Genomic DNA, 19,967 nt, shown 5'->3' on the forward strand with positions numbered 1-19,967 from the left:
CCCCATGCCCACCGTTACCTGGTTCGAGATCCCTGCCGGCGACACCGGCAGGGCGAAAGCATTCTATCAGGATCTTTTCGGCTGGAATGTCCGGCCGTTCCCGGCAGAGTTCAAGGAAGACTTCTGGATGGTCGAGACCGGCGGCGGGGTCGGCGGCGACCTTTTCAGACGGGAGTTCCGCGGTCAGCAGATGATGATCTATATCGACGTCCCTTCCATCGAGGCATATCTCAAGAAGGTCGTCGACCTGGGCGGCCGGGTGCTGACCGGGAAGACCGAGGTGCCGGGGATGGGGCACCTGGCGGTCTGCGAGGACACCGAACAGAACCGCTTCGGGCTCTGGGAAAGCGCGGGGGGCTCAGGTGAGTGACAGAACGAGCGTGAGGTCGGCAAGGAGGATACATGCGACGAGCCCTGCCATGGCCCGTTCCGCGGCCGGGACGGCACCGTCGCGGTCTGGCCGGGACGCACGCAGGTGGACGGCCGTGACCGCGAGCGGGACGAGGGAGAGGAAGGAGACCGTCCAGAAGACCGGATGGACCGATCCCGCCAGGAAGAACAGTACGGACGCGGCCGCACAGCCGAGGAAAGCCACACGATATGCGGCCGTCCTCCCGGAAGCGGCGACGAAATTCCGTTTGCCCGCGGCGCGGTCCGCCTCCATGTCAGGGAGTTCGACGGTGACGATGAAGGCGAGGCCCAGGAAAAGAAGCGGGAACGAGGCGGTGAAGAAGAAGAGGTCGAGATGGCCTGCCGCGACGAGATAGCCCATGCCTGGCATGAAGAACCCGAAGGTGAGCATGGTCGCCGCCTCGCCAAGACCCCGATAGGCAAGCGAGAGCGGCGGGCCGGTGTAATACCAGCCCATCAGGTTCCCGGTCAGGACAAAGGGGAGGAAATACCAGGGAACCGGATAGATGAGACTGAAGCAGAGCGCGAGGAGAAGGGAAAGAGCAATCAGCCCGAGGGCGATCCTTCGGGCCGCCGGCGCTAGGTCGGGGCGGTCGACGAGAATCCCGCTCCCGCCCGATATGCGGGTCCGCTCCCCGAGGGCATCGGCCCGACGGTCGTAGTAGTCGTTGGAGTAGGAGACCGAGAGCTGCCCCGCGGCGAGAACGAGGCAGCCGAGGAGAAGTTCTGCGGCGGCGGGAGATGCCCCGGCAAGTCCGGCTACGAGATTTCCATAGGCGAAAAGACAGAAACCCCCGAGTACGAAGGGAAGGCGGCCCAACCTGATCAGGGCACGGAGATCGGACGACATGCACGACGGCCCCCACCCCTGAGAGGGGATGATCTCAGATATAGTATCCGGCCGCTCATGGTGCGTCAAGAACAATCGGTCACCAATCAGATTGTACCTCGATGACACAGTCCTCTGCCGCCTCTCTCTACGAGAACGTCGGGATCGAGAGAACCCTCTTCATGATCTCCCTTCACCTTTCCCGACCCACTCGCATCGGGCAGCGTCCCCTGCACCCCCATGGACGACGATAGCCAGGGGGCGGCGATGATACCAGATCTTCCAGATGTCCTGTCGCGAGGATGGGGATCCGCCCACACACTGAAGCGCTGTTCAGAAAATGTTCGCCGTGTCTGCTTGAGCCCGAGGTTCCTGCCTGATTCTACAGGTCCGGCATGGAGGGCATGACTGGCACCTGCTCCAGGGGAAACGTCTATCTCCCCCGGCCCCATCTTCCCCCTCAGGGGGGTGCGGAGCATGCAGACCTTTGAACGACCGAGGGTGGTGGTGAGCAGGTGCATCGATTTCGACCACTGCCGGTGGAACGGGGACATGATCAGGAGCGAGGTTGTGCAGCGGATGAAAGAGCACGTCGAGTTCGTACCGGTCTGCGCCGAAGCGGAGATCGGCCTCGGGATTCCGAGAGAACCGGTCAGACTGGTCGAAGAGCACGATGAGATCAGGCTTGTGCAGCATGAGACCGACCGCGACGTCACCGAGATGATGACCGACTTTGCCGCTTCGTTCCTCGACGGCCTCGGGGAGGTGGACGGGTTTCTCCTCAAGTCCAGGTCACCTTCCTGCGGGACCAGGGGGGTCAAAATATACCGGTCCATGAAGGGCGGCACCTCTCAGGGAACGACCGCCGGCCTCTTCGCGCAGGCGGTGCTCACCCGCCACCCCGACCTCCCGGTGGAGGACGAGGGGAGACTGAGAAACCGACGGATCAGAGAACACTTCCTCGTCAGACTCTTCACCCTGGCCGCCTTCAGGGCGGCGAGGGCACACGGAGATATACACTCCCTCGCAGACTTTCACGCCAGAAACAAACTTCTCCTGATGGCATACAGCCAGAAAGAACTCCAGACGCTTGGGAGAGTGGCGGCAAACCAGGAGAAGCGGTCGGTCGAAGAGGTCACCGCCACGTACGAGGCGCACCTCCGCACCGCCCTGGAACGGCCCCCCAGGGCCGCATCCCGGATCAACGTCCTCTTCCACGCCCTGGGATATTTCAAAGACCGTCTCTCCCCGGAAGAGAAGGCCTTCTTCCTTGAGACCGTCGAGCAGTACCGCCGGGACGAAGTGGCGCTCTGCCCGAACCTGACCATCCTGCGCTCATGGATCGTCAGGTTCGGGATCGACTATCTCGCCGACCAGACCTTCTTCTCCCCCCTCCCCCCCGGCCTGATGGCGGTGCCCCCCGACCTCTCGCAAGACCAGCGGGACTACTGGAAGGATGAACGAGGGAGGCAGAGACCGTGAGACAGGAACTGGCCCTGGCCGGTCTCGCCGCCGTTCTCCTGGCTGCCGCATTCATCTCGGGCTGTGTCGGGGAGCCCGACGGATCGCTCCCGCCGCCGGTCGACTTCATCCCCGAAGTGACCGCCGGCGCTGAGGACGAACTCATCATCAGATATTATCCGAACAGCACCGAACCGGCGCCCTACTCGATCACCTTCGAGATCGAGGTGGACGGAGAGACCACAGACGCCGTGGCCGGACGGATCGTCTCAGATGTCTCTGCCGCCGATCCGATCGAACTCCCGCCGGTGCGGACCGCCCCCGGCGCAGAGGTGAGCGTGAGGGTTACCATCTACGACGAGTTCAGACGGGCCGTGCACCGCGACACCACCACCGTCATCGTCGGGAACGAGATTCAGGTGACAGTCCGGTAACCGGCCTCCTTCCAGGCGGTGATCCCCTTCTCCATATTGTAGACCTCGCCAAACCCTTCTTCGATCATCACCGCCGACGCCTCGGCACTCCTGACGCCGGTCCGGCAGTAGACGAGATAGGCCGTCTCGCGGTCCAGGGCCCCGACCTCCTCCCTGAAGTCAGGCCCGTACCAATCGATATTGACCGCCCCTTCGATATGACCGGCGGCAAACTCTTCCGGTGTCCTGACGTCCAGGATTCCAAAGCCAGGATCTCCTGCACGTTCCCGGATGAGAGTGTGGGCCTCTTCGACCGAGAGATCGGTCCATGCAGGCGTTTCCATACATCCTCCCGACCAGAGGAGCAGGAGGAGGAGCAACAGAAGGGAGGTTCTGTACCGGTACGACATGACACCCCGATCTCCGCGCCCTGATATAACCATTCGGAGGGGCGGCGACGAAAAAGGATACTCATTGTTGCCCTGTCGCCAGGATAGGGATCCCGCCCACACGCTGAAGCGCTGCTCTGAAAATGTTCAATCGCGGATGCTTGAGCCGGGGTTCATGACGAATTCTACAAGGCCCTGAAAATAGGAAGAGTATTATCATCCAGGAGGAGCAGTAGAGGGTGATGATCCTGAGCGGGGTCCCGACCGTCGCCCTCATCCCGATATTCTCGGCCGACCAGATCAGACTTCTCGCTGCGGTCATGATCCCGGTCCTCCTCCTCTACCTCTTCATCCTGATCAGTGAGGAGGCCTTCGAGCTCACCGGGATAAAGATCTCACACGCTTTTTTCATGACCTTCGGCGCCCTGATCGGGAGTTTCATCGACATACCCCTGATGATGATCGACGGCGTGACCCTCGCGGTGAACGTCGGCGGGTGTCTTGTCCCGGTCGCGATCTCCGCGGAGGTCCTTCTCAAGCGGCGGGTCGACCCCATGCCTGCCATCCTCTCGGTGGCGGTGGTGACGGTGGTCTCGTATTATTTCTCCTTCCCTGTCGAGGGCCAGGGGATCCTGATGCCCTTCTATATCGCTCCGCTCGTCGGGGCGGCCTCAGGGATCCTCTTCACGCGTGCGGGACCGACCGCAGGCGCTGCGGCATATATCGGCGGGACGATCGGGACACTTATCGGGGCCGACTTTCTCAACCTGGCAACTCCCGGAACGATTGAGGCGATCGCCGGAGGTGCCCCGGCTGTCCTCTCCATCGGTGGGGCGGGCGTCTTCGACGGGATCTTCCTCACCGGCATCCTCGCCGTCTTCCTTGCCACCCTGGCCGCACGCCGGATCAGGCGCTCAAAGAAAGATCCGGAGGCAACCCGGCACGAATAAATACTTTTTTCTCATCCCTTATGGATAATGGAAGAATTCGAGATGGAGATTGTAGAAATCAACCCCAAAGAATGGGGTTCGTTCGTGATACGAGGACTGGCCGCGATCCTCTTCGGGGCGGTGGTCCTCCTCTGGACCGAGATCACCCTTGAACTCCTGATGATCCTCTTCGGGCTCCTGGTGATCGTCTACGGCATCACGCTCGCCGCCTTCGGTTCCACACGGCCGGTGGGTGAGTCGAGAACGACCCTCACCATGATCATGGGGATCCTCGTCGTCATCCTGGGTATCGTAGCGGTCGCGATGCCGTTCCTTGTTGCGGCGGTCATCGTGAGCGTGATAGGCATGCTCGCCCTCGTCATGGGGGCCACCGACCTCGGCATCGCCATCTTCGCGATGGAAGGACGTTCCCATCGGGTCCTCCTCGCGCTCTCCGGGATCCTCTCCATCATCCTCGGCCTGCTCTTCCTGGTCTATCCGCTGATGGGCGGAATCGTCCTGGTCGCCCTGTACCTCGGCGTCTTCTCCATCCTCTTCGGTGTGCTCTCGGTCGCCGCCGGGATCGCCCTCAGGGGAGAGGCGAAGGAGAATTAAACCATCTTTTTTCGGCTGTGTGGAAAAACTCACTTTTTTTGGTTCGAGTATGATTCAACCGCCTTCCCCCATCTTCTCGCCGGGGGCTCTGCCCCCGGCGTGAGCATGAGGGAAGGCGATGGCTTCGGTTCACAGGGGGTTGAAGTGATGAATAGAGGATGGTTTACCATGAAAATGATCCTGACGATCCTCTCTTCAGGTTTTTATGAGCGTTCGAACTTGTCATATCACGTTGAAGCCGATACGCAGAGGATAGAAAATTCTTCTGATGGATCGGCCGCCCCCATCGTCGAAATTTCCCTGCCATCTCGCGCCGGGGGAAACCCCCCGGACCCCCACGACGAAGATAGGTGGGGGCGGCGATGGAATTCGATCCCCCCAGATTCTCCTGTCTTGAATAGAGAGAGAGCAAACGACGAGAAATTTTCATCCCGTATGCTTGAGCCAGGGGCTCATGCCCGATTCTACAGAGCCGAAACACGAGGTGTTTCGAGGGAGCCCCGGTGGGAGGGTGTGGGAAGGCGTGATGATCAGACGTGCCACCCTCATCGCAGAATCTTTCCCTTCGTCTCGCACTGGGGGTTGTACCGCCGGACCCCCCACGACAAAGATAGCCGGGGGGCGGCAATGAAGTGGTGGTCCCATGTGGTGTCCTGCTCCGACAGGGGAGCACGGATCCACACACCGGAGACCACCAGGAATTTTCACCGCGTATGTTTGAGCCCAAAGTTCATGCCAAATTCTACAAAGCCCGGCAGAGCCTTTTTACGCGATCATATTCTCAGACCACAAAGAGATCCCAGGCCTCTTTGATATGAAGGGTCTGCATCCCGAGTGCCCTTGAGGGTTCGAGATCGTTTTTCCGGGAGTCTCCGATAAAAAGGGCCTCCTGCGGCGTGATCCCGAGACGGCCGAGCGCGGCAAAGAAGATCCGTCTGTCAGGCTTCTTGCACCCGATGTCTGAGGAGAAGACGACGGTATCGAAGAAGGGGTAGAGCCCGAACATCCGCAGTTCGATCTCCGAGAAAACCCGTTGCCCGTTGGAGACGATCCCGAGGCGGTAGCCATCGAAGGCCGAGAGGAGACGGCGGGTCCTCGGGAAGGCGCAGACTTTTCTGGCGGTCGCCGCCCTGAACGAACGGGCGAAGTGGATGCTGAGGTCCGCGGTGTCGACCGGCCAGACCGCATAGTCCCGGCATATCCCGGCAAAAATGTCTTCCACCCTCACCTCGGGATACTCTCCGCCGACCGCCTCCATCGCCTCCCCGATCCGCTGCCGGTACTCGTCACGGAGCACCTCAGGATCGATGCGCACGCCCTGATATGCCGCCCAGATACAGAGGTGCCGGTAGGACTCGAGGCTCCGTTCGTCGGTGCTGACGTCAAGCAGGGTGTCGTAACAATCGAAGAGCACCCCTTCCACCCGGTCCAGGTCTATCGCCGTTTCAGACATCGTTCAGCCTCCCTGATCAACCACCGCCGATCCCCGTCATCGACCTTCAGTCTGGCCGTCCTGAGATACCCCTCTGCCATGAAGAAGGGGAACGCTGTCGTGATCGCCTCGAACTCGTCGGTCGAACCTGCATATTCCCTGAGAAAATGGCCGACATATGGTTCGGCGGCACCGGGATCACCGTACCGCTTCCTGAACAGATTTTTCATCTCGGCACAGAGGATCCCGAGGTCGTGGACCGGGTGGGCGCGTGTCCAGGCACTCTCGAAGTCGATGGCGGTCACTCCGTCCTCTGTGAAGAGATAGTTTGCCGGCGTGGCGTCCCGGTGGATCATGCAGCCGCGGCGCCGGTCGAGGTCGCCCGAACGCCACCACTCGCCGAGCAGACGGTTGAAGCGGTCTCGGTCATCGTCGGGAAGTCCGACCTGATCGAGGACGTCATGGAAGGTCGAGAACTCCCTGGTCTTCTCGTACGACGAGGAACTCCTGGCATGAAGCCGGCGCATCACCCCGGCCACGGCCGAGAGGCGGGAAGAGAGAGACGACCGGTTCTTGATATGAGTGCCGAGCGGGGTGCCGGGGACATAGGTGGTGACAAGGGCGCAGTTGAACGTCCTGTTCACGGCGACCGGCCCCGCAACCGGAACCTGAGCCTTCTGTGCCATTTTCAGCATACGATACTCCCTTTTCATCGCCCGCGCCGGGTCGTACTCCCGGTTTCTCCCGGTCGGTTCGGCGAAGAACTTCACGACGACGTCCAGGTCTCCTTCTTCAGAGGTGTAGCGGCAGACCGTGTGCGACGCCGGTCTGATCAGGGAGACCTTCACCCGGCAAGCGGGGTCGCGGAGCCGGCCGTCGTAGAGCGAGACCAGCCAGTCCCTGAAGAGATCTCCGGGTGTTAAGGTGGCCACATACCGTTCAGACCCCATGATTACCCCACCCCCATCAGAGCACCTTCCGATAGACCTCAAGCATCTTCCCGGCCACCGCGTCCCACCTGAACTCCCGCTCCACCTTTTCTCTTCCCCGGCGACCGAGAGAAGTACAGAGGTCATGGTCGCCGATCACGGCGTTGATCCCGTCCGCGATCCCCCTGGAAGAGACCGGTACTTTCACGCCGTCCACGAAATGTTCGATGTTCTCGGAAAGCCCGCCGACATCGGAGGCGACGACGCACCTCCCGGCGCTCCAGGCCTCGGTAAGGATCAGCCCGAAAGGTTCGTTTCTGCTCGGGATGGCGACGATATCGGCGGCATTGAGAAGTCTGACAAACTTGGGCTCCTCCACATATCCGAGGGCCTGCGCAGGGGCGCCCTTGAGGCGTTTGTCCAGCCAGTGGCGCATATCTCCTTCCCCGGCGAAGATGAACTGCGTGTCCCCCCGGTTCTTCAGAACCGCCGGGATCGCCTTGACGAGGAGGTCGGGCCCTTTCTGATAGACGAGACGGCCCCCGAAGAAGACAAGAGGTGCATGGGAATGAATCCCGTACTCCTCTTTCACCTCCCGCGCATCAACCAGATGGCCGTAGAGTTCAGGGTCGATCCCGTTCCTGACCGCGTCCACCTTCCAGCCGGGGACATTGTACAGGTCCATCACCTCCCGCCGCAGCGTCTCTGAGACCGCGACCACCCGCCCGGCAATGTATGCCCCGTACCACTCCTTCCCCGAGATCTCGCGAAACTCCCACCATCCTCCTTTCTTGTTGCCGTTCCTCCCGTACTCAGTCGAATGGAAGGACAGGACAGTCCTGCGACCTTTGAGCCGGTGGAGGGCCTCCACAAAGTGCCAGTCATGGAAGTGGAGGAGGTCGAAGGGCGGGGAGTCGGCCTTCTTGAAGAGTCGGAGAGAGCGCATGGAGAGGTCGCGACAGAATTCGACGATGTTCGATCCTTTCGGGTCGCAATAGTGGTAGATAACGCCGTTTTTCTCGGCAGGGCCGCCCCCTCTGGTAAAGAAGTGGACCTCGTGCTCGCGGGCCAGGGCCTCGGCGAGGTTGGTCGCCGCGGGCGCAAGGCCACCGACCCGAAGGCCGTGGAGCGACTCCCAGCAGAAGAACGCGATCTTCAACGGCTGCACAGTTCAGACCTCCTCCTCTGTACGGCGTCGCTGATCGCACCGGGCGTCCGGCAGGCGGCGACGGTGCCGGCCAGACGGCGCTCCCCGAAGACCCCCTCCAGCCACCTGACATAGTCGCCGCGGTGCAGGTGCCAGAGGACCGAGTCTTCCGGGACCTCGGCAAGAACCTGCTCGAACTCCAGGAGACTGTGGGCCGACCTGCCGGTGTACGTCCCGTCCGGGTGGAAGAAGTGGAAGGCCTTCTCTGCCGGGAGCGAGGCGAGCGCCCGGCGGCCCTTCGGGAGGCTGCGGGTGTCGAGATGGGAGAGGACGCGCAAGTAGACCTCATAGGCCCCGGTCTGCCCGTCCAGGTTGTCGGGACAGAAATAGGTGTGGACGTCTCCGCAGGCCCCGTCCTTGGAGGCGAGATAGTAGAAGTGGTCGCTCGTCCCGAAATACCGCCAGAGTTCGGGGCGCTGCGCCCGTGCCGGCGCATTTTGCAGGGCGAAAAAGGCGCTTCTCTGCCGGGAGTTCCCAAGCCAGGCCGAACCGTCCTTCTCCATGTCAGCCCAGGAGACCATCCAGGGGAGGTCAAGGTCGCCGGCAGGAGGGAGGGCCGCGGCTTCCGAGGGAAGGAGATAGGCAACCCCGGCCTCCTCGCATGCCGGGTGGAGGTCTTCCAGGAAGGCGAGGATACCGGTCCCGATGGCGTGATGTTCGCCGAAGGTCTCGTAATCGACGAAGACATGGGCGCACGAGCCCGGCGAGGCGGCGGTCCATCCGGCATAGGTCTCCGGGGTGAGGGGGTACTTGTCCCATTCTTCCCACGAAAACCGGAACCCGATATCGTCTGAGAGGGGGCAGTTGCGCATCAGTACCGGGATCCCCTGGCAGGTGTACGGCTCGTTCGGGCTCCGCTCGCCGAGCACCCAGCCGGCCCCCTCAGTGTAGACGGCCGAGAACCCCAGGTCGCGGACCGCGGCGGCGAGGGTGTTGTTCAGGGCGAACTCGGTGTTCTCGGCCACCTTCGGCCTCTTCCCGAAGAGTTCTTCCATCAGCGCGGCATGCATCCTGACCTGCTCGACAAACTCGGCGGTCTCATCAAAAAATCCGACCAGGCTGTGATAGTAGGTCTGGCCCAGGACCTCGGTGCGGTGGTGGCGGGCCGCCTCGGTGAAGAGCGCGAGGGCGTCAGGGCACCATCGGTCGAGTTGTTCGATGACCGTCCCGGAGAAAGAGAGGGCGCACCGCAACCCTTCGTCCAGGGCGTCGAGCAGGATCTCGGTCGCCGGGATATAGCACCGTTCGGCCACCCGGCCGATGATCTCCCGGTTGGACGGAGCAAAGTAATATCTCGCAAGGTCCCGCCGTCCCTTCGCCATCTCTGGTATGAACTCGGGATTGAGACGGAAAGGTTGGTGCACCTCAAAACCCAGGCAGAGTTCGGCCATTGTTCCCCCCGGTCAGGCCTTACAGAGGGCCTGCACTCGTATCCTTTTATCCGGAGTGTGAAATAAAATAGTTTCCCCGGCTGTGGAGAAATCTTCTGGACCGGTGGTTCTCCCGAACAGAGAGCAGACCAATCATAATCCCGGGTGTCCCGGAGGATGTGACCGCGGGGAGCATGAAAACCATGGGGTGTTTCGAGAGAGGCCCGGGCGCACGGGCGCGGGAAGGCATGATGATCGGGCGGGCCACCCCCGATCACTGAATCATTTCCGTCATTTCGCGAGAAGATTGGGTTGGGGACGGCACAGGGGGCGTGATCCCTCCGAAAAAAGATCAGCCATCTCACATCCCGGTTCTATCTTCGGGGTCATGAAAACGGGATGGCATGATGATCAGATCCGCCGTTCCCTCATCACCGGATCTGTTCCGCCTTTTCGCGAGAAGATAGGGGGGACGGCACAGGGGGGTCTTCATGTCTGGATGATGATCGGCCCGTTTCCGTCTCATTCCTATCTTCGGGGTCATGAAAACGGGACGGCGTCATGATCAGAACACGCCGGCCCGATCACTGGATCTTTCCTGCCGTCTCGCGAGAAGATAGGGCGGGGGACGGCGATGAAGTGGTGTGCTCCTGCTGAAGAATGATCGCTCCTCTCCTGGCCGGGGCCTATCTTCGGGGTCACGACGACGGGGCGCGTGTGGTGGTCAGAATATGCCGTCCCCTCATCCCGGGTCTGTTCTGCCTTCTCGCGTGAGGATAGGACAGGGGACGGCACGAGGCGCGTGATCCCGCTGAAAAAAGATCAACCATCTTCCGCCCGGTTCTATCTTCGGGGTCACGACAACAGGACGACATGCTGATCAAACATGCCGCCCCATATCCCACGATCGTTCCTGCCATCTCGCGAGAAGATAACCGAGGGGCGGCAAGGTGTGGTATTCCCGCTGAAAAAGATCACCTCTTTTCCGTCCCGCCCCAATCTTCGGGGTCATGCCGACAGGGAGGCGTCGTGATCAAACCATGCCGTCCCACTTCACATGATCTGTTCTGTCATTTCGCGAGAAGATAGGGCAGGGGACGGCGAGGGGCGGTGTGATCCCGCTGAAGAATGTTCGGCCCTCTTTTGTTCTGGTTCTATCCTCGGGGTCATGAAAATAAGACATTGTGGTGATCTGAATGGCCGTCCCCTCATCATTGGATATGTTCTGCCGTTTTGCGAGAGGATAGGACGGGGGACGGCGATAAATATCGACCTTCTCCCGTCCATGGTCAATCTTCGGGGTCATGACAACAGGACGGCGTGATGATCAGAACGTGCCGTCCCTGATCACCGGATCTGTTCTGCCGTCTCACGAAAAGATAGGACGGGGGACGGCACGAGGCGCGTGATCCCGCTGAAAAAAGATCAACCATCTTCCGCCCAGGTCTATCTCCGAGGTCATGACAACAGGACGACATGCTGATCAAACATGCCGCCCCCTATCCCATGATCGTTCCTGCCATCTCGCGAGAAGATAGCCGGGGGGCGGCGAAGATGGGTGTGCTCCTGCTGAAGATGGATCGGCCCTCTCACGTCCCGGGTCCATCCCCGGGGTCACGACGATGAGGAAGGTGTGGGGATCGACCGTGCCGCCTCCCATTGCAGGATCTCTTCCGTCGTCTCGCAATAGGATAGTCAGGGAACGGCGGAAGAATGGAGGAAGGCAGATCGATCAGAAGGACTGTCCATAATCAATACGATACTTCGAAAGAAGAGCGGATGATTGATCCCCGTCTGGGGGGCTGTACCTACAGGTCGCCGTTCGAGGCCTGGATGTCGCAGGAGAGGCAGGCATCGGCAGGCGCTTCCTCGTCCATCACCCGGTAGGCATCGGCGAGGACCGAGGCATTGGACGCGAGGCCGGCGATGAGGATCGTCTCCAGGACCTCGTCGCGAGTCGCACCCTTGGCCCTGGCCGCCTGGATGTGGTACTCCACGCAATGGCGGCACTTGAGAGCGGCGCCGACAGCAAGGCTGATCAGTTCGATGCACTTGGGGTCCAGGTGGCTGGTCTCAAAGACCGAGTTCTTGTACAAAAGATGGGAGATCAGCACCTCAGGCCGCTCTCCCATCCTTTTCAGGATCAGAGGCGCCCGGCCGAACTCCCCCTCAATCTCAGAAAGCCAGCGTGCTGCAGTCTCCGCGGTGCCCTCCTCGAGGATGGCGGCGAGTTTCTCTTCGTAGTCCATCGTCACACCATGAGATTGGTCTCGGAGAAGGGTTTAATCCTGACCCATATGTAGTTGCGCATCCGTGACGGGAGCGCCTCGGCGACATCCCCGACGGTCACGCCTCCTTCGATCTCAATCTCCTTGAGTGACTGTGCATATTCGTCATACGGGAGTTTCACCCGCAGCCCCGCGATCTGGACCGTGACCGGCGTCGGGTGGTGCACCATGTGAATCGCGGGCAGGTTCTCCATGATCACGTCCATCAGCCTCGCCGGCGAGACCGAGAGCGGATCCTTGGCGATCGCCTCACGCCGCTCGTCGAGCGCCCTGGAGACCTCCTCGACCATCGCGTCCAGGGTCGCGAGTTCCTCGGGCTTCTTGGTCCGGTGCATGCACCTTCCCAGGCCCCCGACATATCCCTCCACCGGCGGGTCGATGATCGCCTTCAGCCTTTCTGCGTCTGGGGCGCCGGTCAGGACGATCGGGACCGTTATCCCCCGCCGCAGGGCCGGGAACTTCTCCTCGATGCAGGTCTCGAAGGAGCCGAGCACATAGACCGCCAGGTCGTGCTCGTTGATCACGTCCCGCTCCTCGACATTGAGGTTCGCAATCCGCTTGCCGAATCCGCGGGCCAGTCCGACCATGTTGGTCTTCGCCCCGGCCCGCCGGAGATACTCGGCCACATCGCAGGAGGCATGGGGGAGATGATGGATCTCCAGACTCGGCGAGACGACGGCGATCTCGGTGCCCACCAGCGGGGCGACGATCACCTCGCCGCCGAGGGGTTTGCCCACCTCGCGGATCAGGTCGACGTCCTCTCTCGGGACCAGACACTGGAGGACGACCTCCTGGGCGATCATGTGTTTCTGGACAATATATCCGCCCAGATCTTCGATGAGGTCGACGACCTCGTCATGGCGGTAGACGCCGCCCTTGTAGGTGATCGGAACAAAGATCACAGCACCACCCCGACCTTCTCAAATTTCTCGGCGACGATGGTCTCGACCACCTCCTCAGGGAGGGTGTCCTCGCTTGCCACATAATAGAAGACCCCGGCCCGGTGGTATTGCCGGCGGACCTTGAAGCCCTCGGGGGCGATGATCTGGAGGGCATAGACCAGATCTTTGTACAGCCCGTCTTCGGGATCGGCGATGACGATCTCCTCGATCCCGCGCGGGTTCTCACCGGCGGGCACGGTGACCAGCACCGAGAACCGGTCGGGCTGATCGACATGTTCCTTGCCGTAGCGTGCCCAGAGGGCCTCGAGCATCGGCGCAAGATAGGTCTCGTTCCCGATCGAGAGGACCGCCCGGCCTTCCTCGTCCACGTTCACGTCGGCGGCGTCCCGTATCCTGACCAGGGCCCCGGCCGGATGGGTGGTCCCCACCGCCACGAAGAGCGGCACCCCGGGGTCGACGAAGATGTGGATCTTCTGCACGATCCTGACCAGGTCAAGGTCGAGGAGGACGTCGTTGGCGACATCCTCGTAGGCCTTCTTCCCCCGTTCCTCGGGACACTCGACCACGAAGTACTCGATTGGCATCTACTCTCCCCTGATATACCCGGAAGCGAGAAGCGCACTCCCGACCGACCCGATATACTGGGAATGCGGCGGGACGACGATCTCGGTCTGGAGGAGGTCGCCCATCGCACGGACCAGCCCCTGGATGAGCGAGGTGCCGCCGACCATGATCACCGGCTCCTTGATATCCACCTCCTGGAGCTGCTGCTCAAAGACCTGCTCGGCCACTGAGTGGCAGGCCGCGGCGGCGACGTCCTCGCGGGCGCTCCCCTCGGCGAGGGCGTTGACCAGGCTCTGCGTCCCGAAGACGATACAGTACGAGTTCATCGGGACCGTGTCGCCCATTCCTTTCATCGCGAGGGGACCGAGTTCGGTGATGTCGACCCCGAGCCGCTTTGCGGTCATCTCCAGGAACCGGCCCGACGCCCCGGCGCAGATCCCGCCCATCGTGAAGGTGCCCGGGATCCCGTCCTGGACCGAGATGGCCTTGTTGTCCATCCCGCCGATGTCGATGACCGTCGCCGGCCCGTGCTGCCGGTCGGCAAGGTAGACCGCACCCTTCGAGTTGACAGTCAGTTCTTCCTGGACGAGTTGCGCATTGAACTTCTTCCCGATAAGATAGCGGCCGTACCCGGTGGTACCGATGGCCTCGATCTCGTCGAACCTGATCCCCGCCTCCTGGAGGGCGAGGTCGACGACCCCCTCGGCGCTCTTCAGTACCTCGGTGGTAGGCAGCCACCCGGTCCCGACGATCTCGTTGTCCTTCATCACCACCGCCTTGGTGGTCGAGGACCCCGAGTCGATCCCGAGGGTGATCCCTTCCTGCTCCTCGCGGGCGAGGAGGGCCCGCCGCCTGGCGATGGTGGTGAGGGCCTCCATCCTGGTGAGCAGGGTGCCCGAGGTCGTCCGTTCGGTGAAGGAGTACGAGACCACCGGGAGGGCCGAGTTCTCGTGGATGTACCGGCGCAGTTCGTTTCTGACGATCGCCGCCTCCGCACACCTGAAACAGGTGGCGATGAAGACGGCGTCGGCGTCGATCCGTCCCTCGACCAGGGCCTTTGCCCGTGCGATCGCGAGTTTGAGGTCAGGACTTCTCACGTCGAGCCCGAACCCGGAGAAGCCCTGCTGCACGTCGACGAGGGCGATGTCGGGGAAGAAGACCTCGGCGTCCACCATCTCGGCCGCATCATAGATCTCCTTCTGGACCCCCGAGTACTCCGGACCACAGGAGAGTTGCGCGATCCGCACCTTCTCGGTCACGCCGACCCCTCCGTTTCCAGTCCGGTCAGGAACTCCTTGAGCGCCGCGACAAACCCGACGCCCTCCTCGTCGCTCGTCGGGTAGGCGACATCGAGGACCGGGATCCCCTTGTTCCTGAGATGGAACTGGATCAACTCGTTCGTCCTCGCACACCCCATGCACCCGAAGGCATAGTCGGGGTCTTTGATGATGATCGCCGCCTCGGCCTCCTCAATGAGAGGACCGTACACCGCCATGCGGCCGCGCACTCCCGACGGCACCTCGACCGCCGCCCATTTCAACCCCTTCTTCGGTTCTTCCGGGGTGATCTGGAGCGGGGGGCTCTCAAACCCGGGGGTCTGGATGCGTTCACGTATGCCGATCGCCGATCCCAGGGGCTCGTGCCCGAACCTGGCGACCATGTCGGAGAGGATGAGGCTTGTCGCCGGATAGATAAACACCTTCACCATTCTTAGGGCTCCTCAGCTTCGATCAATTCCTTCAGTTTCTTCAGGTCGAGCGGATGCGCCCGCTCTTCATCCGGCCGTCTGGCAGCGGCCTCCTCAATCTCCCCGGTGTCCATCCCGGCCACGCGCGCAAGCCCGTGCGAGATGTACCTCACCCGCTGCATCTCGAACTCGTGCCCGAGATACCCGGGCCGCGCTCCGCCCAGGTTGGCCCGACACCGGCGCTCGTCGCCGGGCGGAAATCCCCGGTCTTTGATGAAAATATGCGTCGGGTCGAACGCCCGGATCGCCTCGACAAGGGACTCGACCTCTTCGGGTTTCCCGGTCACCTGGAGACCGAAACAGGTCTCCTTGATCATGACACCGGCAGAGATCTCGTAGGCTTTCACCGCGAGATCCTTCGCGGTGAGGAGCGGCGACTCAACGAAGACGTACTTCGTGACCGTCCCCTGATATTTCGGGACGTACTCAGCCATGTTTCCGCACCTCCCTGATATAGACCTTCTCTCCCTCGGTAAACGCAGCCAGTTTCTCCATATCGAGCACGCTCCCGATGATGTTCGTGCCGTCGAAGGGTTCTGAGGTCGGCCCGAACTCCGAGTTGTCGGTCGCCCGGGCCCCGACCATCCCCGCACCCCGGCGGGACTCGTTGGTCATTGCAAGCAGACCGGCGGGCACGAGATCGTGCGGCGTGTTCTCGGGGATGATGTTGACCTTCTTTTTGATCTTCGGCTTGAAGAGGACGACGTCCTCGAAGGTGAAGAGGACCGGCATCGAACCGACAAAATGGGTCTTCAGACCGGTGGCGCGCCTGAAGATGTCGCAGGTCAGAGGAGCGGCCTCGTCGTCGAGGGTGATGGAGACGACCTTTTCTGCTGGCAGGACCGAGAGGGTCACCGCCCCGGCGGCCAGGGCCTCCAGGGTGGTCCCCGGTTTCTGCCCGACGACCACCAGGTCGTCGCCCTCGCCGTCCAGCGTCACCTCGATCCCGCGCTCCTCCGCGATGGCCAACGCATCGGCAAGGGAGAGCCCCACCAGGTCGAAACGCGGCGGGTCGACCGAGACCGCAAACCGTTGCCCCTTCCCTGCAAGTTTGACCAGTTCGATCCCGTGAACGACCTGGCCGACGAGGGTGTGGCCAGGGTGACTCGGGATCTCCTCGCGGTAGATATACACCGCACCGCGGGAACCTCCGGCCGTCCGCACCGTCACCGCACCTTCATGCCGCGGCATTTTGCGGTCCATCAGGACATCCATCGGAGCCATCGTCTCGTCCCTGATATGGGTGCTCGCCGCCCGGCCGACCGAGAAGGAACCCCCTTCAAGGGAGAGGAGAAGATGTTCGACGCTTCCGGCGGTCTTGGTGTCGGAACGACCGTCGGCAAACCCTTCGGCGCTGATCTCGACCCTGGTGACGACCTCGGCCCCCTCCTCCAGGGGTGTTGCCGGGTCGAGGGTCACAAACGAGGTGGTGCGGTCGGCCCAGGAGACGATCCGTTCGATCCCGGTGATCTCGTCGCCCTGAGTCCAGCGATCGATGACGCCCCGGCCCGAGACGACGCGGCCGATCACCCCGCCGTCGGCACCGGCCCCGAAGTCGGCCCGGTGATCGGCGCGGCAGAAGAGAAGAAGCGACTTTGCCGGGTCGTAGCCGGCACACCCGAGCACCACGTCGCCGCGGGCGTACCGGTGCGGGGTGCGATCGGGAACCACGCCGGAGACCAGCGGCCCGAACGCCGCGGCGTATCGGTCGCTCCACCGCAGGGCCCGCGGCCCTGCCTCGCGCAGGGCCGCACCGTCGCCGAAATATTCGGTATAGAGTGAGGTGATCTCGATCACGACCTCGCCGGCCGTGGTCATAAAGCGGATATGCTCGGTCCGGGCGGCCTCACGGGTCGCCGGCCTGATCACCGCGACGACGAACTCCCACTCATGGTCAGGGAGGAGGTCGCCAAGCGTCGCTCCTTCGGGGAGGGCCACCTGCCTGCCGTCGAGCAGGACCTGCATGATCTTCTCCTCCTCTACGCCGTGGGCTTCCCCATGATCTCGCGTTCTTCGTCGGTCAGCCTGGCGAGCACTTCCTCGGGGTCGCCGAGAGCGATGATCTTGCCGCCCCGCATCAGGGCGATCCGGTCACAGATGTCGTGCACGAAGTCCATGTCGTGCGAGACCACAATAAAGGTCTCGTCCATCTCCTCGCGGGCATGCATGATCGAGTGCTTCACGTCGACCTTGGTGATCGGGTCCATTGTCCCGGTCGGTTCGTCAAGGATGACGATCCTGGGCTCCCTGATGAGCACCTGTGCCAGGGCGACGCGGTGGCGTTCGCCTTCCGAGAGTTCGCTCGGCCGGCGGTCCAGGATCTCCCTGCTCTTCTCCTCAGGGAACCCGGCCATCTTCAGGGTGATGATCGCCTTCCTGACCGCGAGTTCCTTGGGGAACTCAAGCCCGATGGCGTCGGTGAGGTTGTCGAGGACCGTCCGGTGAGGATAAAGGTCGTACTCCTGGTGGAGAAGTCCAATATAGCCCTTGGCCCTGCCGCGGAACTCGATGCCGGGCTTGGTCATGTCCACCCACCCCTCGCCGATCCGCACGTTCATCTCGCCGCCGGTCGGTTCGATGATGCCTGAGATCATCCTGGAGAGCGTCGTCTTCCCGGCACCGCTCTTCCCGATGATCCCGAAGACCTCCTTCTCCTTCACCTCGAAGGTGACGCCGTCGACGGCCTTGACCATCCCGCGGTCGACCGAGAGATACCGCTTGATGACGTCGCGCGCCACCAGCACGTTCTCCCCGAGTTCGGCCTCCTCGTAGGTCTCGGTGTCGGAGTACCCCGCCATGAAGCGTGCGATAACCTCGTCCGGCTTGCCGAGGATCTCGATCTCGCCGTCTTTGAGCATAATCGCCCGGTCGGCGACGTCCTGGATGACCTGGGAGAAGTGGGAGGTGACCATCATCCCCATATCGTTCTTCTCGGCCGCTTCCTTGAGCATCCGGTGGACCAGGGTCGCGGTGCCGGGGTCGAGGGTGCCGGTCGGTTCGTCGGCAAAGAGGGTGAACGGTTCCTTGGCAAGCTGCCTGGCAAGCACCACCCGCTGCTTCTCGCCGCCCGAGAGGTCACGGGCGATATGCATCATCCGGTGGGAGAGACGGACCTCGTCAAGGAGGTCGGCGGCGCGGTTGACCGCCTTTGATGGCGGGTATCTGATGTCCTCAAGGGCATGGAGGACATTCTCGATGACCCGGTCGTTCCCGTACAGGGCAAAGGTCCGCTGGAACATGATTGCGGTCCTTGCCATGACCCGCCTCTTCATCTGTTCGTTCTCAGGGTTCCAGAGGTCGACGTCGACCGGGGCCATCATCTGGCCACACTTCGGACATTTTTCTCCGGCCCTGCTCGGGACATCCACCCATCCGCACCCTTCGCAGGCGGCGACATGGTAGATCACCTTTCCTTCTGTCGGAGGTTGATCGACGCCCCTGATGAGGTGGAGAAGGACCGTCTTCCCCGACCCGCTGCGGCCGATGATCCCGACGATCTCTCCCTCCTCAACCTCAAAATTGATATTGTTGAGCGCCCTCTTCTCTCCAAAATCCATGCAGAGGTTCTCGACTGTGATCAACGCGGTCATGCTCTACTCCTTTGATTCCTCAAACGTACTCTTGAGGTCAGACCATATTATCCTTTATATTGAGACAATACCATCATCAGAGAGTTCCCGCACAATTGGGACGACTTCCCTGACATTTTTGATGATATACCCGGCCGCCCGGGTCAACTGCTCGGGCTTCTCTCTCGACTGCTGTTCTGAGAGAATACTGATGTCGGCCCGCCTGAATGCTTTCAGGTCGTTGATCCCGTCCCCGACCATCACCACCGTCTCATAGTAGTCCTGGAGGTCCTCGACGATCTGGGCCTTGATGGAGGGCGTGGCGATCCCGTGGACCTGGTCACGCGGGATGCCGAGGTGATCGGCGATCTGTTCCAGTTTGGCGGCCCGATCGCCCGAGGCGATGTAGGTGGCGACGCCCATGGCATGAAGACTCTCGATCGTCTCTTTCGCCCCCTTGAACGGTCGGCCGCCGGCGGTGACCGTGAACTCGATCCCCCGCTTCGAAAGGTTGAGGATGGCCCCTGAGTCCATCACCACCAGTTCCTCCTCTTTCAAGATCCCCCAGACGTCCTTGATGCAGGCCTGGAGATCCCCGACCAGGGCCTCGCGGTCCCCGTACAGGAGGTTCGCGAGTTCTTCGTGCGGCGTGACCTGCCTGAGACAGGACACCCCGAAACCGACCTTCCGTTCACAGAGGTACTCGGAGAGGAACTGATCGTCGGGTGCCCCCATCACGTCCCTGCTGTGGGCGTTGAGCGCGATGAGCACCCGGGCGGGGTCGCGGCAGGTGAGCAGGGTCGTCTCGACGTCGGGGAGGATTTCCCCGGTCCCGACATCTCGTGCCGTCCGGTAACTCCTCAGAAGAGTTCCGGCGCTGTCAAATACCACTGCAATGCTCATGATACTCAC

Annotated in this window: 20 protein-coding genes; 5 read left to right on the plus strand and 15 right to left on the minus strand. The window is 62.1% G+C overall.

Annotation, left to right across the window (positions count from 1 at the left end; translation table 11 throughout):
* The first annotated feature begins 4 nt into the window (after positions 1–4).
* Positions 5–370, plus strand: coding sequence for a VOC family protein (locus E2N92_RS06665; protein WP_220680432.1), 366 nt, complete (start codon positions 5–7; stop codon positions 368–370).
* Here E2N92_RS06665 and E2N92_RS06670 read toward each other — a convergent pair.
* Positions 359–1,261: a prenyltransferase gene (locus E2N92_RS06670; protein WP_220680433.1), complete on the minus strand. Its 903-nt coding sequence runs from the start codon at positions 1,259–1,261 to the stop codon at positions 359–361. The genes E2N92_RS06665 and E2N92_RS06670 overlap by 12 nt on opposite strands.
* Positions 1,262–1,717: 456 nt before the next feature.
* On the opposite strand from E2N92_RS06670, the gene E2N92_RS06675 reads away from it, so the two are divergent.
* Positions 1,718–2,722, plus strand: coding sequence for a YbgA family protein (locus E2N92_RS06675; RefSeq protein ID WP_220680434.1), 1,005 nt, complete (start codon positions 1,718–1,720; stop codon positions 2,720–2,722).
* On the plus strand, positions 2,719–3,135 hold the full coding sequence (locus E2N92_RS06680; RefSeq protein ID WP_220680435.1) for a hypothetical protein: 417 nt from the start codon (positions 2,719–2,721) through the stop codon (positions 3,133–3,135). Before E2N92_RS06675 ends, E2N92_RS06680 begins: the two co-directional genes overlap by 4 nt.
* Here the strand turns inward: E2N92_RS06680 and E2N92_RS06685 are convergent.
* Positions 3,117–3,524 carry a rhodanese-like domain-containing protein gene (locus tag E2N92_RS06685; protein WP_220680436.1) on the minus strand — a complete coding sequence of 136 codons (408 nt, stop codon included), beginning with the start codon at positions 3,522–3,524 and terminating at the stop codon, positions 3,117–3,119. The genes E2N92_RS06680 and E2N92_RS06685 overlap by 19 nt on opposite strands.
* Positions 3,525–3,745: 221 nt before the next feature.
* Between E2N92_RS06685 and E2N92_RS06690 the strand changes: the two genes are divergently transcribed.
* Both E2N92_RS06690 and E2N92_RS06695 read left to right on the plus strand, forming a co-directional pair.
* On the plus strand, positions 3,746–4,453 hold the full coding sequence (locus E2N92_RS06690; protein ID WP_220680437.1) for a DUF1614 domain-containing protein: 708 nt from the start codon (positions 3,746–3,748) through the stop codon (positions 4,451–4,453).
* A 42-nt stretch (positions 4,454–4,495) separates the two neighbouring features.
* Positions 4,496–5,047, plus strand: coding sequence for an HdeD family acid-resistance protein (locus E2N92_RS06695; protein ID WP_220680438.1), 552 nt, complete (start codon positions 4,496–4,498; stop codon positions 5,045–5,047).
* 781 nt (positions 5,048–5,828) lie between these two features.
* Here the strand turns inward: E2N92_RS06695 and E2N92_RS06700 are convergent.
* From E2N92_RS06700 to E2N92_RS06760, 13 genes are all read right to left on the minus strand, one after another.
* Positions 5,829–6,500 (minus strand): HAD family hydrolase, encoded by a 672-nt coding sequence (locus tag E2N92_RS06700; RefSeq protein WP_246589137.1) that lies wholly within the window; start codon positions 6,498–6,500, stop codon positions 5,829–5,831.
* Entirely contained in the window at positions 6,482–7,429 is a 948-nt protein-coding gene (locus E2N92_RS06705; RefSeq protein WP_220680439.1) for a phosphotransferase family protein, read from the minus strand. Before E2N92_RS06705 ends, E2N92_RS06700 begins: the two co-directional genes overlap by 19 nt.
* A gap of 16 nt (positions 7,430–7,445) precedes the next feature.
* The gene (locus E2N92_RS06710) at positions 7,446–8,576 is read right to left on the minus strand and encodes a glycosyltransferase family 4 protein (protein ID WP_220680440.1); all 1,131 of its coding nucleotides are present in this window, start codon (positions 8,574–8,576) and stop codon (positions 7,446–7,448) included.
* Positions 8,564–10,006: a glycoside hydrolase family 57 protein gene (locus E2N92_RS06715; RefSeq protein ID WP_220680441.1), complete on the minus strand. Its 1,443-nt coding sequence runs from the start codon at positions 10,004–10,006 to the stop codon at positions 8,564–8,566. The genes E2N92_RS06710 and E2N92_RS06715 overlap by 13 nt, the downstream gene beginning before the upstream one ends.
* A gap of 1,787 nt (positions 10,007–11,793) precedes the next feature.
* Complete coding sequence (locus E2N92_RS06720; RefSeq protein WP_220680442.1) at positions 11,794–12,234, minus strand: carboxymuconolactone decarboxylase family protein; 441 nt, start codon at positions 12,232–12,234, stop codon at positions 11,794–11,796.
* A gap of 2 nt (positions 12,235–12,236) precedes the next feature.
* Positions 12,237–13,175 carry a methanogenesis marker 7 protein gene (locus E2N92_RS06725; RefSeq protein WP_220680443.1) on the minus strand — a complete coding sequence of 313 codons (939 nt, stop codon included), beginning with the start codon at positions 13,173–13,175 and terminating at the stop codon, positions 12,237–12,239.
* Complete coding sequence (locus E2N92_RS06730; RefSeq protein ID WP_220680444.1) at positions 13,172–13,759, minus strand: methanogenesis marker 17 protein; 588 nt, start codon at positions 13,757–13,759, stop codon at positions 13,172–13,174. Before E2N92_RS06730 ends, E2N92_RS06725 begins: the two co-directional genes overlap by 4 nt.
* On the minus strand, positions 13,760–14,998 hold the full coding sequence (locus tag E2N92_RS06735) for a methanogenesis marker 15 protein (protein ID WP_220680445.1): 1,239 nt from the start codon (positions 14,996–14,998) through the stop codon (positions 13,760–13,762). It abuts the gene before it with no gap.
* The gene (locus tag E2N92_RS06740) at positions 14,995–15,447 is read right to left on the minus strand and encodes a methanogenesis marker 5 protein (RefSeq protein ID WP_220680446.1); all 453 of its coding nucleotides are present in this window, start codon (positions 15,445–15,447) and stop codon (positions 14,995–14,997) included. The genes E2N92_RS06735 and E2N92_RS06740 overlap by 4 nt, the downstream gene beginning before the upstream one ends.
* Before the next feature lie 2 nt (positions 15,448–15,449).
* Entirely contained in the window at positions 15,450–15,920 is a 471-nt protein-coding gene (locus E2N92_RS06745) for a methanogenesis marker 6 protein (RefSeq protein ID WP_220680447.1), read from the minus strand.
* Positions 15,913–17,451 (minus strand): methyl-coenzyme M reductase-associated protein Mmp3, encoded by a 1,539-nt coding sequence (gene mmp3, locus E2N92_RS06750; RefSeq protein WP_220680448.1) that lies wholly within the window; start codon positions 17,449–17,451, stop codon positions 15,913–15,915. Before mmp3 ends, E2N92_RS06745 begins: the two co-directional genes overlap by 8 nt.
* A 14-nt stretch (positions 17,452–17,465) precedes the next feature.
* On the minus strand, positions 17,466–19,076 hold the full coding sequence (gene atwA / locus E2N92_RS06755) for a methyl coenzyme M reductase system, component A2 (protein ID WP_220680449.1): 1,611 nt from the start codon (positions 19,074–19,076) through the stop codon (positions 17,466–17,468).
* A 54-nt stretch (positions 19,077–19,130) separates the two neighbouring features.
* Positions 19,131–19,958, minus strand: a complete 828-nt coding sequence (locus E2N92_RS06760; protein ID WP_220680450.1) for an HAD-IC family P-type ATPase — start codon at positions 19,956–19,958, stop codon at positions 19,131–19,133.
* Positions 19,959–19,967 lie beyond the last annotated feature (9 nt).

This window comes from Methanofollis formosanus (assembly GCF_019633745.1).
GTDB lineage: Archaea > Halobacteriota > Methanomicrobia > Methanomicrobiales > Methanofollaceae > Methanofollis > Methanofollis formosanus.